Annotated in this window: 13 protein-coding genes and 1 pseudogene; 4 read left to right on the top strand and 10 right to left on the bottom strand. The window is 56.7% G+C overall.

The window, feature by feature from the left end:
- Positions 1-8: 8 nt before the first annotated feature.
- The 10 genes and pseudogenes from ACEK02_RS28880 to ACEK02_RS28835 all read right to left on the bottom strand — a co-directional run bounded on the left by ACEK02_RS28880 (position 9) and on the right by ACEK02_RS28835 (position 10,751).
- Positions 9-1,643 carry a type IV secretory system conjugative DNA transfer family protein gene (locus ACEK02_RS28880; protein ID WP_371424894.1) on the bottom strand — a complete coding sequence of 545 codons (1,635 nt, stop codon included), beginning with the start codon at positions 1,641-1,643 and terminating at the stop codon, positions 9-11.
- A 15-nt stretch (positions 1,644-1,658) separates the two neighbouring features.
- Positions 1,659-2,237 carry a hypothetical protein gene (locus ACEK02_RS28875; protein ID WP_061979186.1) on the bottom strand — a complete coding sequence of 193 codons (579 nt, stop codon included), beginning with the start codon at positions 2,235-2,237 and terminating at the stop codon, positions 1,659-1,661.
- Positions 2,234-2,977, bottom strand: coding sequence for a hypothetical protein (locus ACEK02_RS28870; protein WP_061979187.1), 744 nt, complete (start codon positions 2,975-2,977; stop codon positions 2,234-2,236). The genes ACEK02_RS28875 and ACEK02_RS28870 overlap by 4 nt, the downstream gene beginning before the upstream one ends.
- A gap of 147 nt (positions 2,978-3,124) precedes the next feature.
- Positions 3,125-3,604 (bottom strand): hypothetical protein, encoded by a 480-nt coding sequence (locus ACEK02_RS28865; protein ID WP_061979188.1) that lies wholly within the window; start codon positions 3,602-3,604, stop codon positions 3,125-3,127.
- A gap of 616 nt (positions 3,605-4,220) precedes the next feature.
- On the bottom strand, positions 4,221-5,246 hold the full coding sequence (locus tag ACEK02_RS28860; RefSeq protein WP_371424893.1) for an IS110 family transposase: 1,026 nt from the start codon (positions 5,244-5,246) through the stop codon (positions 4,221-4,223).
- Between the two features lie 396 nt (positions 5,247-5,642).
- Entirely contained in the window at positions 5,643-5,861 is a 219-nt protein-coding gene (locus tag ACEK02_RS28855; RefSeq protein WP_371424906.1) for an adenylate/guanylate cyclase domain-containing protein, read from the bottom strand.
- A gap of 265 nt (positions 5,862-6,126) precedes the next feature.
- Positions 6,127-6,426, bottom strand: coding sequence for a hypothetical protein (locus tag ACEK02_RS28850; RefSeq protein WP_371424892.1), 300 nt, complete (start codon positions 6,424-6,426; stop codon positions 6,127-6,129).
- A gap of 479 nt (positions 6,427-6,905) precedes the next feature.
- Positions 6,906-7,277: pseudogene (locus ACEK02_RS28845) on the bottom strand (hypothetical protein); the annotation flags it as partial.
- An 89-nt stretch (positions 7,278-7,366) separates the two neighbouring features.
- A complete protein-coding gene (locus ACEK02_RS28840; protein ID WP_371424891.1) occupies positions 7,367-9,007 on the bottom strand; it encodes a GMC family oxidoreductase in 1,641 nt (546 codons plus the stop codon).
- 475 nt (positions 9,008-9,482) lie between these two features.
- A complete protein-coding gene (locus ACEK02_RS28835) occupies positions 9,483-10,751 on the bottom strand; it encodes a CaiB/BaiF CoA transferase family protein (protein ID WP_371424890.1) in 1,269 nt (422 codons plus the stop codon).
- 326 nt (positions 10,752-11,077) lie between these two features.
- Between ACEK02_RS28835 and ACEK02_RS28830 the strand changes: the two genes are divergently transcribed.
- Genes ACEK02_RS28830 through ACEK02_RS28815 form a run of 4 tightly spaced genes read left to right on the top strand, consistent with a single transcriptional unit; the run spans position 11,078 to position 15,437 of the window.
- A complete protein-coding gene (locus tag ACEK02_RS28830; protein ID WP_371424889.1) occupies positions 11,078-12,238 on the top strand; it encodes an ABC transporter ATP-binding protein in 1,161 nt (386 codons plus the stop codon).
- Positions 12,198-13,559, top strand: a complete 1,362-nt coding sequence (locus tag ACEK02_RS28825; RefSeq protein WP_371424888.1) for an ABC transporter substrate-binding protein — start codon at positions 12,198-12,200, stop codon at positions 13,557-13,559. Before ACEK02_RS28830 ends, ACEK02_RS28825 begins: the two co-directional genes overlap by 41 nt.
- Before the next feature lie 28 nt (positions 13,560-13,587).
- A complete protein-coding gene (locus ACEK02_RS28820) occupies positions 13,588-14,460 on the top strand; it encodes a carbohydrate ABC transporter permease (RefSeq protein ID WP_371424887.1) in 873 nt (290 codons plus the stop codon).
- Complete coding sequence (locus ACEK02_RS28815) at positions 14,457-15,437, top strand: carbohydrate ABC transporter permease (RefSeq protein ID WP_371424886.1); 981 nt, start codon at positions 14,457-14,459, stop codon at positions 15,435-15,437. The genes ACEK02_RS28820 and ACEK02_RS28815 overlap by 4 nt, the downstream gene beginning before the upstream one ends.
- Positions 15,438-15,488 lie beyond the last annotated feature (51 nt).

Genomic DNA, 15,488 nt, shown 5'->3' with positions numbered 1-15,488 from the left:
CCTTTGTTTCACTCGCGCTTGGGCATTACATACTTGGCCAACCTGGAATCGTTGTGCGTCGTCTTACGCAAAATCATCGGCCGCTTAGGGTAGCGTTTGCTGTTGGGGAAGACGATGTGGTCGGTGCTGGCGATTTGACCCACGGCATCGCCGGTGAAGAGGCGAACGCCTTTCGGCTGAAACGACGTGGACTTCTTGCCGGTCTTTTCGTCGCGGGTTTCCACAGGCTCGATCGTGGTGTAATCGCCGATCGCGCGCGAGATGAACTCCCGCTCGTCGGGATCAATTAGTGGAAGATCGGAATAGGTGGCGACCTCCGCCGTGTTTAGAAGGGTACTTGCGCCGTCCTCGCCGTATATTTGGATCATCTGGCTGCGGGCTTGCCAGAATGTCCAAAGCCGCAAATTATGCCCAGGAAGCTCGCCGGCGACAGCTACGAGCTCATTGAACCTGCCGAGCGCTGCCGCTTCATCAATGAAGCAGACAATTGGTTCGCGCGGCCGCCGCCGGCGAACGACGGCGAACAATTCGCAAAGCAACCAGCGCATCAGCGGGGTGAGCGTCGTCATGTCCTCAACCGGCAACGTGATGAACAAGTCGGTGTTACCGAGAGTCAGGTCGGATAGACGAAAGCTGCTCTTGCCGGTCAGGTGTTGCAATCTGGGGTCAGCGCACCAACCGAACGCTTGGGCAGCAGTGGACAAAATGGAATCGCGGCCTTTGGCATCCATCTTGAGGACGGCCATTGCTCTGGCGGCGGCTGCGCCCTCCAGTGGCTTAAGAAGTCGTTCGAATTCGGTGACGTCTGAGAGAAGCCATGAGACGTACGCGGGCGTCGCCTGCCTGACGGAATATGCGACAAGAAAGGCACCGACGATGACGTCGACGGCCCTGTTCTGAAAATACACAGCTTCACCGCTCACATGGTCCGGGAGGAGTGCGCGGGCAATGCGCTGGAGATGCAAAACGTTGTTAGGGTTGAGCGTCGCGAGCGGATTCCACATGTCCGTGCCACCTACGATTCCGATTGGATCGAGGCAGCGCACGGTACGGCCAAGTTGCCGGCGGCGCGCAGCGACGGCGCGAAAGATTTCCCCTTTGGGATCCATGACTACGGCCGGGCCGAACCAGGCCGTCTTTTCCGGTGCGGCGAGATTCGGGATGACAAGACCGCTCGTCTTACCCGTGCGTGGTGGCGCGATAGTAATGAGATGACTTTCGGTCGAGACCCGGATCGGGCGGCTGGTGTCCGGATCAAGGCCCAGTTCAAGGCCGACCCGCATTTTTGCGCGCTCACGATGCGTCGCCCAGCGCGCATTTCCATGCGTGCCCTTCGGGTCGCGTCGAGGCCCGTAATCGGGCACGAAGCACGCGATCAGAGCGAGCAACGGTCCCGCGAGTATCGAGGCGGCGGCAAGCCGGCCGGTCGGCCCGAGCGAGTTGGTATGGCCGAACGCCATATCCCGATAGATCGAGAGCGATCCGAGGCCGTAGGTTTTGACCATCACGGAGAACCATGCCGAGGGGCGCTGAGCGACATCAGGCCAGAGCGACATATCGAGGCCATGGACGGCAAACCCCGCTGCCGGAAACCCGAACGCGAAGGCCACCAAGGTGATGGGGAGGAAGACTTTCCAGAACATGTTGTTACTCCGAACTTAGAATTTCGTGATGCGGGCGAGCGTCTCCGGCGTGACGACCGCTACGCCGTAACCATCGCTTGCCTTCCAGTACCGCAACCGGAAGTCACCGTTCGGCAAGCGACCCGCGACGACCACCGCAGCCCCGGCAGGAACGGGAATGACCTCGGTGTGGCCGTCAGCAAATGTCCAAGAGATATTGTAGTTATTGTTGAACGTGCCCATGGACTGGCCGGTATGGGATGCAGCGACCCCTCCGAACACCATGATGGGAATCGAGAGCAGACCGAGCGACACCAAGCCCCGCCAATGGTAGCGAGTGTGGCGGAGACCGGCATGCATCGTGTCGGCGAGCGATCGCGGGATCTTAAGCCGGCGACGGGGCAGGAGATCTGTGATCGTCTGCTCTAGGCGGTCGCGATCGTAAGGCGTCAAGGCGGGATCTTTCAATCCTGCCAAACGTGCCGCCGGATCCGGCAAGGCTTGAAGTCTGACGAGCTTCCGCGCGCTGGCCTCTCGGAGCTCGCGCTTCGACGCATCGACATCAGCCTTCGCGTCGATGAATCGCTTGGTCAAGGTTGTGAGGCGCTTGCTCATGATGCGAGCCACACAGCCGCCGGGCGGACCGCTTCCATGACCGCGAGACGGAATCCCTTGAGATCGCTGACCATCCGCCGCGCTTCGCTGAATCCGCATTCCTTCTGGAAATCGGAAGTCTTGAGTCCGGGAATGGCGTAGAGGCCCGTTGCCTGCAGGAAGCCCACGGTTCGCGGCTCGAACTCCCACTTCGCCAGCGCGGTGATCTCGGCATCACCCGCGACCTTCTTCAGCATCGCGGGATCGACATCGCCCCGCAGCTTGTTCTCGACCACGAACCGAGCGTTCGTCCAGCGTTTCGACAGCGCCAAAAGCTTGGCGCCGTCGGTCAGCGCGCTGGCGTCGGAGGTGACCACCACCAACAGGCCGATTTCAATGCTGGCTTCGGCAAGCCCAGCGATAAGCTCGTCGTCGAAAGAGCCCAGCAACGAGCCTGCCGTATTGGCGCCAATATCGATGATCGAGGGCATGATGACGCCAACCATCGCATTGATGACAGCGTCAAACTCGGCGCGTGCAGCCTGACCGCCGGTCCGGTCGATCGAAGCACGATCGGCGCGCACCGGAAAATGAGCAACACGCTTATGCCCCTCGGCTTTGCCGTGGTCGTATTCGAGAATGCGCTGCGTCGACTCGATTTCGATGACCGGCGCATCGGGGATAGCCTCTGCGATCCCGCGGGCAAGGGTGGATTTACCGACACCGCCGGTTTCCTGGGCAATCAACAAGATACGTGTCACCTGACTTCTCCTAAACTGGACAATCGACAAACCCACCTCCGCCCGACGCAGTGTTGTGGTTGCGCGCGGGCTCCGGTGAGCGGATCGATCGTCTAAAGGAAAAGGAGGCCTCAGGAATTGGAGTGCAAAGTTTGATGCGGGCCCAGATCAGCGCTTTCGAAGGAGATGGGCGTGCTTGGAAAGCTCCGTACGGCGGATCTCTTCCTCGCTGATGACCTGATCCGGCAACTGTGCGTCGCGCTCGCGGCTCATTTCAGGGGCAAGCGAGACCATTTTTCTAGACCGTCTACCCAGCTTCTGGCTCGGATTGGGAAGATGCTCGCTTGGGCGGCGCACGGCTCCCTTGCTTCTAAGCTTTTCCGCGCGAACCCTGATGTTGTGCATTAACGCCGTCAGACGCCGGCCCGTCAGAGGCTGACCGTCTCCTTGCGTGACGCCCTGCGCTGCAAGGCCTGCCGCTATTTCGGTCCAAGACGCACCGTCTTCGTGATGCATCCGTTCCAATTCATCGAAATGTCTGCGGATTATCTCAGTGGCGCCTGTCTTGATCTTTCCGATGGGGGAATCGACCCGGTCGGCCTTAAGCCGCTTCACGTCGGATCGCAGACGTTTCAGATCAATCTTCATGGCCCACGCCTAACCAAGGCGTGTTAACGAGCCATTGAACGAACACACGGGGCCACACGGAAGGTGAAGCAGCGCCTAATGAACTATCCCGAGAATCGAGTCAATTTGACAAATGTCGACGATATGGTCGGACACTTGGCGGTTAGCACTCGCTAGAACCCAGACAAATCTCTGAATCAAGTTGAAGTCGGGAGTTTTTGACTATCTGAGACCACTCACGTTCCACTCAGCAACCAGACTAGGCTAGTCGAAGGCCAGTAAGGACCGCAGAAGGACCACACATATTACCATACAAAAGACTATCAGGAATTTTGGCACACCTGTGCATCTGTGGATGACACCCACATGGCAAGAACTATTTTGACGTTACAGCATTTGTTCGTTGCGGTCATCTGTCCGGCCTCATGGTGCGGATCATATGAGCCGCGGGCCTTAATGGCTGTCCGCTGATCTGGTCCCAATCATCGTTGACGGATTCGAAGTCCGTGCACAGGTTCGGGGTGTCGTGATCCTCGGTTTGTCGACCGGATACCATTACGTCGTCTTCGCTCCTACCAATTCGTGTGATCGTTGCGCTCAAATCTGTATTGCATGTCTCTTCATTGCCAAGCCACTTTTAGGCTATGCCGAACGATCTTTCCCGGAATGATCCGCCACGTTGCATGATGGCCCAGACGATGCGCGCAAGTTTGTTTGCAACCGCGACTGTCACGACGCGCGCTGGTCTCCGCGCCAACAGCGCGTTTACCCATCCAGCAAAATCCGGTTTGTTGCGGGCGTAGCGGACCACAGCGGTAGCACCGAGCACAAGCAGACGTCGCAAGTAGGGCTCGCCCTTCTTCGAGATCCTGCCAAGATGGACTTTGCCGCCAGTTCCATTTTGTTGTGGCACCAGACCGATCCAGGCCGCGAAGTGACGCCCGGACTTAAACGCGCTGGCGTCGACGACGGTCGCGACCATTGCGGTGGCTGTAATCACGCCAATGCCGGGAATCGTTGCGAGTCTCAGGCTCATTTCGTTCGCACGGTGGCGAGCCATGAGCGTTCGCTCGATCGTTTTAATCTTCGCTTGCAAGTCCTCGATCTGCATCATGATCAATTCAGCGCAGGCTCGAGCAGGATCAGGGAGCACGGAATTGTCGGTATCCTGGGCCAGCGCCTGGAGTTCGGGGATGCGCCAAATGCCTTGTGGCGCAATCAAGCCAAACTCGGCAAGTTGCCCCCGCAAGGAATTGACCAGCATGGTGCGCTGACGCACGAACAAATCGCGTGTCCGGTGCAGCATCAGGATCGACTGCTGCTCAGCGCTTTTGATCGGGACGAACCGCATCGTCGGCCTAGTGACGGCCTCACAGATTGCCTCTGCATCGACCTCGTCGTTTTTGCCCCGTTTGACGTAAGGCTTCACGTAAGCCGGCGGCATCAGACGTACATCATGCCCAAGTGATGCCAACTCACGTCCCCAATAATGCGCAGTCCCGCAGGCTTCCATACCGACCAGGCATGCTGGAAGCTTCTTGAAGAATTCGACGAGCTCCGATCGCCGGAGCTTCTTGCGGATGGTGAGCTTGCCCGCAGCGTCAACGCCATGCACTTGAAAAACGTGCTTGGCGAGATCGAGACCGATGGTGGTAGGATGCATTGTGGATGACTCCCCTTGCTGTTGCCTCTGCAACAATTTTGGCACACTTGATGCCGGGAAGTGGGTGTCATCCACACCATCATCTATTAGGTTCGTTGGCAAGTTGGTGAGGGGAAGTTGGCTCTATAAGCTCAATTCGTGCTGGTGCAATTTTTCATCTCCACGAAACTGACTTCGATCTAGGAATCGGGCTTCGCGCCGTTCGGCGATGTCTCCCGTGCAGACATCACGCCGCGCGGTACTGATGCGATGAGTGACCTTCGTCGGTGGTCTCACTCGGTCGTTCCTCTAAAAGTTCGTACACGCGTGTTTCGGTAACCATCCCCTTGGCGATTACCGCTCGATAAATCGACAATGGAAGCGATGCTTGATCCGTTCGTACCGTACGCGCTCTCGCTAACGAGCGATCTGAGTGTAGTATTGTTTGTTCAAGCCTTCCAGCCGGGCTGCAAGGTTCACGACATTGCCGAGCGCCGTGTAGTTCATCCGTTCGGACGAGCCGAGATTGCCGACCACAGGCTCGCCGAAATGAATTTCAAACCGGGTATGGAAGGGCTGCAATCCTTCCGTCTCGAACTGACGATCGATCGCCTGATTGGCGGCCTTCGCCTGCAGTGCTGCACGGCAGGCGCGTTCGCAATGATCGGCTTGCCGGGTTCGGCGCGTTCCAGAACGCCATCACGGCGTCCCCGATGAATTTATCGACAATGCCGCCATGCGCGAGAATGACGTCCGTCATCGCCGTGAAATAGCCCGACGCCTGCTGCATCAATGCATCCGGCTCCACGCTCTCGGCAATGGTGGTGAAGCCGCAAACATCGGTAGAAAAAAGCGGTGATCCGCCAAGTTCGGTGGATATAGAGTTGTCGTGCGTACGATTTCACGCGGCGCCAGGCGAGAGAACGAGTGGGACCGTACGCTGCGCCTGATGGATCGTATCGGCCAGCTTCTTCAGCTCCGTGATGAAAGACTCGATTGGCTTTGGCGGCGGCGGAGCCATGCCTTGTAGACGGTCTGCCTCAACCGTGATGGCATTGATCTTCTTCGACATTCGGGGGCCAAATATCCAGGCGCATGGGATGAATATCAGACAAGCGATCAACGCCAGTATTTTGGCCGTGTGATTCAGATCCCGGATTTCGCGGGCGAAATCATCCTCCGGCGCGATCAGGTGGTCCAAAGTATCCGTCAGGTCACAGCTAGACTAAGAGCTCGTTCTATCGACAGGTAAATAGTGAAAACGCATCCGACGGTCGGAACATTGTTATTACGGCGTTATTTGGCGGGTTGATCATTTCTCGCAGCACTAAGGTTTCTTAAGATGACCTCGAACTTCCTCGAGGATTTCCTTTTTGTCTGGAAAAATAAATGCGTCGCTGCAAGGTTTCTTAAATAAGACGAAGAGTTCTGGTTTGAAATCTATAGAAGCGCGGTTCGCGGCGATAATAACATGCTGCCCCCAGTCCCATAGCCCGGAATGGGAATGGTGTCATTTTTTTCCACCTTATGGACCAAATCTTTGCTTCCGGTCCTCGCAGAGTTTCGACAACGGTTAACGTGATTGTAGCCTCTTGAATCACGCTTCTTTTATCGGGCGTTTTCGAGGTGATTGGAAGCGGTGAATATGAAATTAACCAGCCTCGAAACACCGGGTCAGTCTGGTTGATTTCTAAAATCGACGAGCGAAAATACTGGCGCTCTGGCTGCAAGCGAGGCTCGTCCGGTGGCTTTTGGCTCCCCGCGTTCGACAGTCAGCGCCATCCCCTCGCTGGACCCCTCGGCTTGAACCAGTACGACCTCACCGTCATAGACCGGCTTGATGAAGCGCGCCTCGATCAATCCTCGCTCGAGAAATGTCCGGCCCCATTTCGCAACCGGAACGTGGATCATGTAGGCGAGCACATCGACCCCAGGCACCAGTCCCCCTTTGAAACCGTATTTCAGGGCCACGGAATCATCGTGCATCTTGTTTTCTGACAGTTTGGCGGTGTTGTAAGCTTCCACACAATACGGTTCGAGCCGCTCAGTCATGATTCGTCCTTATGATTGCGGGCGACAAAAAGTGGTTTCACTCGGCGGTTCCGAAATGTTCGGACCCGATGCGCGACCTGGATTTTGCGTCAAGCCGACTGCATTTTGCTGGTGTCCGGCAAGAACTGCCTCGTCTCATTGCTGCCTGCAATCAGCTCGGCGGCTTTTTCCGCCATGGCCATGATCGGCAGATTAGTATTTCCACTGATCACAGTCGGCATGATCGAGCCATCGATGACTCTGAGGTTGTCTATTCCCCTGACCCGCAACTGACCATCGACAACAGCGTTGCTGTCTTCGCCCATGCGACAGGTGCCAACAGGATGGTAGATCGTTTCGGCGCGCTCCCGTATCCATTTTTTGCGGGAGTCCACACTGGTAAACGCATCGATGTCGATCTTTCGTTTCACGAATTTGCTCAGACCAGGCTGGTCGATAATTCCGCACAGCTGTCTGACGCCTTCTTGCATGCTGACGAAATCCGACTCGTCAGAGAGAAAACGAGGATCGATAGCGGGAGTGTCAGATGGATCCGCCGATCGCAATCGCAGTGTTCCACGGCTCTTGGGCCGAAGCTGGCAAACGCGAATCGCGAAGCCATGAGCGATGCGTTCGTTGGGTGGTGGATTTCGGAGCGCGACGATCAGATGAGCTTGCCACTCTGGCAGCGACGAACTCTTGTCAGGTCCCCAGAAGGCACCGGCCTCGACACCTTGAGACGTTGCAGGGCCTGTACCCCGAAGAATGTATTGCGCCCCAGCAAGGCCACCCTTGATCAAGCCGAGATACGGCGTCAGCGTAACTGGCTGAGATGCCTCCAAGCGGATCGCACAGTCGAGATGGTCCTGCAGATTGTCTCCGACGCCAGCAGAATCGAGAACAGGCTTGATGCCAAGCGACTGCAGGTGATCCGCCGGACCGATGCCCGACAGCATCAGCAGCTGTGGTGAGCCGATGGCTCCGGATGTCAGCAATACCTCGCGCTCTGCCAAGATGGTTACCTCGCGTCCTCCCTTCTCGATCACGACGCCGCGCGCACGCGTTCCCTCCATGGCTATCCGGCGAACTCTGCAGTTGGCCATGAGAGTGAGATTGCTTCGTCCCTTCGCTCGATCGAGATATTTGAAGGCTCCGGATCGCCTTCCTTCCGCAATAGTGAGTTCGTAGAAGCCGGCGCCGACTTGGGACGGGCCGTTGAAGCCGTTGTTCTCCGGCAAGCCGGCCGACACCGCGCTTTCGATAAACGCTTTCGAAATTGGATGTTGCAGAGTGCCGTAGGACAGCCGAATAGGGCCAGAGTAGCCTCGATCCTGATCGCGCTCCCTTGTGACCAGGGTAGCGTCCTCGATTTTTCTGAGGTAGGGGCGCAGGTTTTCGTAGCCCCATGACGGTAGATCCTGGGCGGCCCACGAGTCGTAGTCCCAGGCGTTGCCTCGGATCGCAATCATAGAGTTGATGGAGGACGAACCTCCCACAACCCGTCCACGTGGGATGTAGATCTTTCGATTATTGAGATTTGCCTGAGGCTCGGTCCAGAACTGCCAGTTATATTTCGGACTCGTATAGAGCACGCGAATGCCGGCCGGCATGTGGACGAAGATAGACGCGGAGGGGGCTCCGGCCTCAAGCAGCAGGACGTTGACATTTGGATCTTCGCTCAGCCGCGAAGCCAGCACGCATCCCGCCGATCCCGCGCCGACGATGATGTAGTCATATCCGGATAGTTTCATTTCGAATCCCCTTGGGAACGCCCACGGCTGGCTAACGTGGCTGGTGTGCTTGAAGCAAATAGCTCGCCGGACAGGATGCTTTCCGATACAGGTGACGAACTTTTGCCGTTGTTTTTGGGTCGATTTGGAGTACCATTTTGGTATGTCCAATTATAGTGGCCGGGGTTCGGGCGTCAACAGAGAGGTGTTTCGATGATCACTCGCGTGTTGGCTGCTTCGCTGGTCGCGTCGGCCGTTTTTGTTCTTCTATGGGGACCGAAAGGGTCGCAGCATTGGGATAAGACTATGTCTCCCCAGGAGAGAACAGCATTTCAAAAGGCAGTCTGGGCCCTCGGTCATTAAGTAGGCCGAGATTCGTCTGAATTTATCTGAGCTTCGCCTGCCACAGAACGCCGCCGCCAGATCTGCAGGCAGATGTCATGAGCGCGGCCGCCGTGTGCGTCGGCCGTGTTCATTTATGAGTGCGAGCACCCGCTTATTCGAGCCGTCCTGGCGAGGAGCGCCTTGGATGCGTGCCGATATCGACAATTCGGCTCTCGTTCAGGCGCTGAATCTGTGCCTGATCAAATTTGAGTACGGTCTTGAGGACATGTTCCGTGTCTTCGCCCCGCAGCGGCGGACTCTTCGAATACTCGATCTTCGTTTTCGAAAACTTGATCGGGTTGCCGACGAGAGGCGCGATCGCGCCGGAAGGATGAGGCAGATTGATCTGCAGTTCTCGATGGATCACCTGCGGATGAGCAAACACCTGGTCAAGCCGGTTGATCGGCGCGCAAGGAACTCCGACTGGCTCAAATGCTGATATCCAGTGGTGTGTCGTCTGCTTTGCCATATGCACATCCAGAAGTGGAATAAGCTGGTCGCGATTGTGAAGCCGATCTGTGTTCGTGAGAAAGCGGATGTCGGCGGCCAATTCCGTCAATCCCGCTGCTGCACAGAATTTCCTGAACTGCTGATCGTTTCCGACGGCCAGCACAAATGAGCCGTCCTTTGTCTTGAACACCTGATAAGGAACGATATTCGGATGCGCATTACCGGAGCGTTTGGGTGGAGTTCCCGTCGTGAGATAATTCATGTTCTGGTTGGCAAGTACCGAAACCTGAACATCGAGCAGAGCCATGTCGATGTGTTGGCCCTCGCCGGTGCGCTCGCGGTGCAGCAACGCTGAAATGACGCCGGTTGCACTGTACATGCCGGTGAGAATGTCGACGATCGGAACGCCAACTTTCTGGGGGCCTCCGCCCGGCATATCGTCGCTTTCACCCGTGATGCTCATCAGGCCGCCGGTTGCCTGAATGGCCATGTCATATCCCGCAACATCCTTCATCGGGCCGGTCTGGCCGTAGCCGGTGATAGAGCAGTAAATGATATCGGGTTTCAGCTTTCGCAGTGACTCATAGTCCAGCCCGTATCGGGACATGTCGCCGACCTTGTAGTTCTCAATCACGATGTCGGCTTGCTGCGCCAGCGCGCGCACGATTGCGCTGCCTTCCTCAGTCGCGATATCGATGCAGATCGAATGCTTGCCGCGGTTAGCGCTGAGAAAATAGGCGCTTTCGGTTGTATCGTTGGATTCGCCGTCCTTCAGGAACGGGGGACCCCATTGCCGTGTGTCGTCGCCGGTGCCGGGACGTTCGATCTTCCAGACTTCGGCACCGAGGTCGGAAAGAAGTTGGCCCAACCACGGCCCTGCGAGAATTCTTGAGAGATCGAGCACTCGGTAGCCCACCAGAGGTCCAGCCATGTCGCTTCCTTGTTAGTTCATATGGCGCGATCTATTTCCGAGAAACCGCGCGCCCTCCATTGATTTATAATTGGATCAACCAAATTGGTCAAACCAATATAGGTTGGGATTGGTTCTTTGGCGGAGTTCCGGATTACCGATCCCGGCGAAAGCTTCTGCTCAATGATCGCGGTTTGAAGGTGCCAACCGTGGAGATTGCTTGACAGCCGCCAAGTGGAGACGTATGGAAGACCAAAATGGTCTGTCCAATTTGGAAGACAGCTATGCGATCTGAGTTTGGCGCATGGGAATAATAACTAGAGGCAACGCGAAGCGAGGTTTGCGGTATGGCGCGAGTCACTCTCCAGAATGTGTCGAAATCCTTTGGCGGAGATCGAGGGCCGTGGGCGGTGCAGGATTTTTCGTTGGATATTGCCGACGGAGAACTGGTCGTTTTTGTCGGGCCGTCCGGCTGCGGGAAATCGACCACGTTGCGCATGCTTGCCGGCCTCGATGATGTGACATCGGGCAAGATCATGATCGGCGGGCGGGATGTGACTGCACTCCCGCCGAAAGATCGCAATATTGCAATGGTGTTCCAAAACTACGCGCTCTATCCGCAGAAGACCGTCTACGACAATATGGCATTTGGTCTTCGCGTGCGCGGAGAACCGAAAGACGAGATTGATCGTCGCGTGCGCAGCGCGGCGTCGAGCCTCGGCCTTGATCCTTTGCTCGAGCGGAAGCCGCGGCAGCTGTCGGGAGGTCAGATGCAGCGGGTTGCGCTTGGCCGTGCGCTCGTCCGAGACCCCGATGTCTTTCTGCTCGATGAGCCTCTTTCCAACCTCGACGCCAAGCTGCGCGTGAAGACTCGCGAAGAAATCGCGACCCTGCATGCTCGGCTCGGAGCCACGATGATCTTCGTGACTCACGACCAGGTCGAAGCCATGACGCTCGGTGACCGGATTGTCATCATGCGCGATGGCTGGATCCAGCAAGCCGGACGGCCGCTGGATCTCTACGACCGGCCGGAGAATGTGTTTGTGGCGGCCTTTATCGGTTCGCCCGAGATGAATCTGGTTGAGGGCGAACTGCTCCGTGACGGTGGTGGTCTGAAGGTTCGTTCTGGCGAACTGCAACTCGGATTGCCGGACGGCGAGTTTGTCGAGACCGAGAAAGATGTCACTGTCGGCATCAGACCAGAGCATATCATTCGTGCTGAGGCGGCATCAGACATCGAAATGATCGTCAGTCTCGTCGAGCAAATCGGCGCGCAGACTTATGTGCTGGGGACGATATTCGGTCAGAAATTCCGCGCGGTGTTCGCGCGCGACGACGTGCTCGCTGCCGGCGAAAAGATCCCCGTCATTCTGCCCGCGCAGCGGTTGCATATGTTTTCGCGTGAGAACGGAAGGACGTTGAGGCAACCAAAATCATCAAATGAAATTAACAAAGGGAGGGACAATCATGACCAGGCACGAGTCAAATCAATGGAAGTCCAAAGGTAAATCTTTCGGCTTTAGCCGACGAGACTTCCTCAAAACGTCAGCGGGAGCGGCGGTTGGAGCGACGGGCTCCCTGGCGGCTCCGTACGTGAATGCTCAAGCCGGGGTGACGCTCCGGTTCCTGAACAATGAAACTGCGGCCGATAGCCAGACCGTGTTGCGAAACGCGTGCAACGAGTATGAGAGCAAGTTTGGCGTCAAGGTCATCGTTGATTCGACGCCGATCAGCGGCGCATATGCAAAGACCATGGCGGCGATCAATGCGGGTACTCCGTATGACCTGGCCACCCAAGGTTATATCGCCCACATTCTTCAGTATGCCCGCGGCGGTCATCTTATTCCGGTGACCGATCTTGTGAAGCAGCATTCCTGGGGGCAGATGGGTGCCTGGAAGTATCAGGGAGAGAACTGGTTCTATCCCTACGACTACAATCTGGTGACCTGTTACTATCGCAAGGATCTTTACGCGGAGAAGGGCCTCAGGATCCCCAACACGTGGGCGGAGTATCTCGACAACTGCCGGGCGCTGACTGTCTCGAAGGACGGCAATATCGAACGTGGCGGTTGCGTGATGCCGCTGGCGAGCGACAGCGCGACTAACTGGGCGAGCTTCGGCAACCTGTTCGCGGAAGCCCCGCAGTTCTACGATGACAAGTGGAACGTTGTTCTTGATGCTCCCGAAAATGCGGATCGGGCCGGGCGCTTCCTCGATCTTTTCGGTGAACTCTACAAGACCATGCCGCCCGGATTGAACACGGTGGGTTACGCCGAGCTCATGAGTCTCTTCGTCACAGGAAAGGTCGCACATACCCTATACTCCGGGCGTGTTGTCGAGGCGCTCGAGGCGCGAAATCCAGATCTCGCGGACAAGTATGGCATCTTCGCCGCACCGGACAGCACGGGCAAGCAGAAGGCGCTGCCGTTCGCCTTCGACGGGTTCATCGTATTCAAGACCAAGCAGAGCGAGGAGACGCTCAAGTTCCTCAAATGGTTCATCGATGAACACTACATCGACTGGCTGCATTCGGCCTGGATGAACTTCCAGCCGGTGCGCTTGGATATCTACGAGGATCCGCGCTGGAAGAAGCACCCCATGATTCAAAAGCATTGGGCAACAATGATGCAGATGAAATCGTTCATCGATCCGGACAGCAAGGTGAGGCTGTCGTCGGTCGACTTGATCGGTCCCTCAATCGATCTGCGTCCGTGCAAGGTCTTCGATTCGAATGTCATGCCCGAGATGTTGCAGAACAAGGTGCTCAGGAACATGTCATCGGTCGATTGCGTGAAAGCGGCGGCCAATCGCATCCGGAAGCTTGGCTGAATTTTGTTGACGAAAAGGTAGGTGCCTTATGAGGCAGGATTGGCGAATCATCGGCTTGTTCGTCGGGGGCGTTTTGATAGTCGGCGCGATCGTTGGCGGGCCACTCCTGTACTCCATCAAGCTCTCGTTCTACGCGGCGGAGTCCTTTATTGCTCCGCCGCGGTGGGTTGGATTTGGAAATTATCTCTCCGTCCTGGAGGACAGTAACTTTTGGGACGCGTTGTTAAACGGGATAATGATTTCCATTTCCGCGATCGTATTGCAGGTCACGCTCGGTGTGGGCATTGCACTCGTTCTGAATCGTCAGTTCGTGGGACAGACAGTCGTTCGTGCGCTATCGATCGTCCCATACTTTCTTCCGACAGTCGTTGCGTGCCTCATCGCACAATGGATGCTCGATCCAAATTACGGATTGATTAAAAGTATACTGGCGTCGTTCGGATCCAGCATGTTCGATTGGGGCGCCAACTCGGCAACCGCGAAGGGAACGATTGTTCTTGTCAGCGTATGGATATGGACCCCATTTGTGGTGACGTGCGTTCTGGCTGGCCTGCAAACCATTCCCGTTCAGCTTTACGAAGCAGCTCGGGTCGACGGCGCCGGTGCCTGGAAGCAGTTCTGGCACATCACGCTGCCGGGCCTCAGATCTGTCTTGATCGTGGTCATTCTGCTGAGAGGCATCTGGATGTTCAACAAGTTTGACGTGATCTGGCTGCTGACCAAGGGAGGCCCGCTGAATCAGACCGAGACGCTCCCGACCCTCGCTTATCGAAGGGCATTTCTGGAGTTCGATCTTGGAGGCGGGGCGGCGGTGGCGACAATCTCGTTCGCGCTTCTGGCAACCATTATCCTGATCTACCTGCGGTTCTTTCCCATCGACGAAGCAAAGCAAGGCCGATGACAGTGACACAACAAAACTCGCACCTCTCCGTCGTTGCTGCCAATCCGCGGCAGGCGGCACTCCTTCGCAGCACATCCCGGTTCGATAGCTTGCCGCAGGACGCGCCAACGCCAGCATCGAAACAAAAGCTCTCCGGTTTTGTGAGCAGGCCGATCAAGCAGATTGCCGGGCGCATCGGCCTCTACGCGGCGGTCATTGTAATCTGCATCTACTCGTTCTTTCCGATCTACTGGATGATTGTATCCAGTCTTCGGGCCCCGCAGCGGTTGTTTCTGGACACGTCGTTGGTGTTCTGGCCGCCAGACCTCTCGTCCTATAAATCGCTGCTGGAGCTTACGAATTACACGACCAATTTTTTCAACAGCGCCCTGATGGCGATGGCTACGATCATCGTTGCCACAACGCTTTCGGCATTCATTGCTTACGGCGCGACGCGGCTGCGATTCAGAGGGAAGACAACATTGGTTGCCTCGATGTTGTTTGCTTATATGTTTCCGCCGTTGATGCTGGTTATCCCGATGTCAGCCTTGTTCCGTATGTTCGGGCTTTCCGACAGCCTGTGGGGTCTGCTGATTGCTCACCTCGCAATCTCACTCCCGTTAGGCGTCTGGCTTTTGTGGGGCTTCTTCAAGTCGATGCCATTTGATCTGGAAGAAGCGGCAATGGTCGACGGCTGCTCGCAGTTCGGCGCGTTCATCAAGGTGGTCTTGCCGCTTTCCGCACCGGGCCTGATTACGGTCGGCATCTTCGCGTTCCTGCTTTCCTGGGCGGACTATGTGTTCGCGCTCATCCTGATCATGAGCGATCAGAACAAGACGCTTCCTGTAGCATTGGCATCAATGCTGGGAGCGCAGGATCTGCGTTGGGGCGAGATCCTTGCCGGCGCATCCCTCATAGCGCTGCCGCTGTTTGTCATCTTTACGTTCTGCTACCGGTACTTCGTCGCAGGACTTACGGCAGGCGCCCTTAAAGGGTAGGGGACGTTCCAGATCCTGTCCGGGCAAGAGATCAGTTCTGTGCGCCGCCGC

The sequence above is a fragment of the Tardiphaga sp. genome, from assembly GCF_041424195.1.
Lineage (GTDB): Bacteria > Pseudomonadota > Alphaproteobacteria > Rhizobiales > Xanthobacteraceae > Tardiphaga.
Note: the sequence above shows the minus strand (reverse complement) of the source record. Positions and strands in the feature narration are given on the sequence as shown.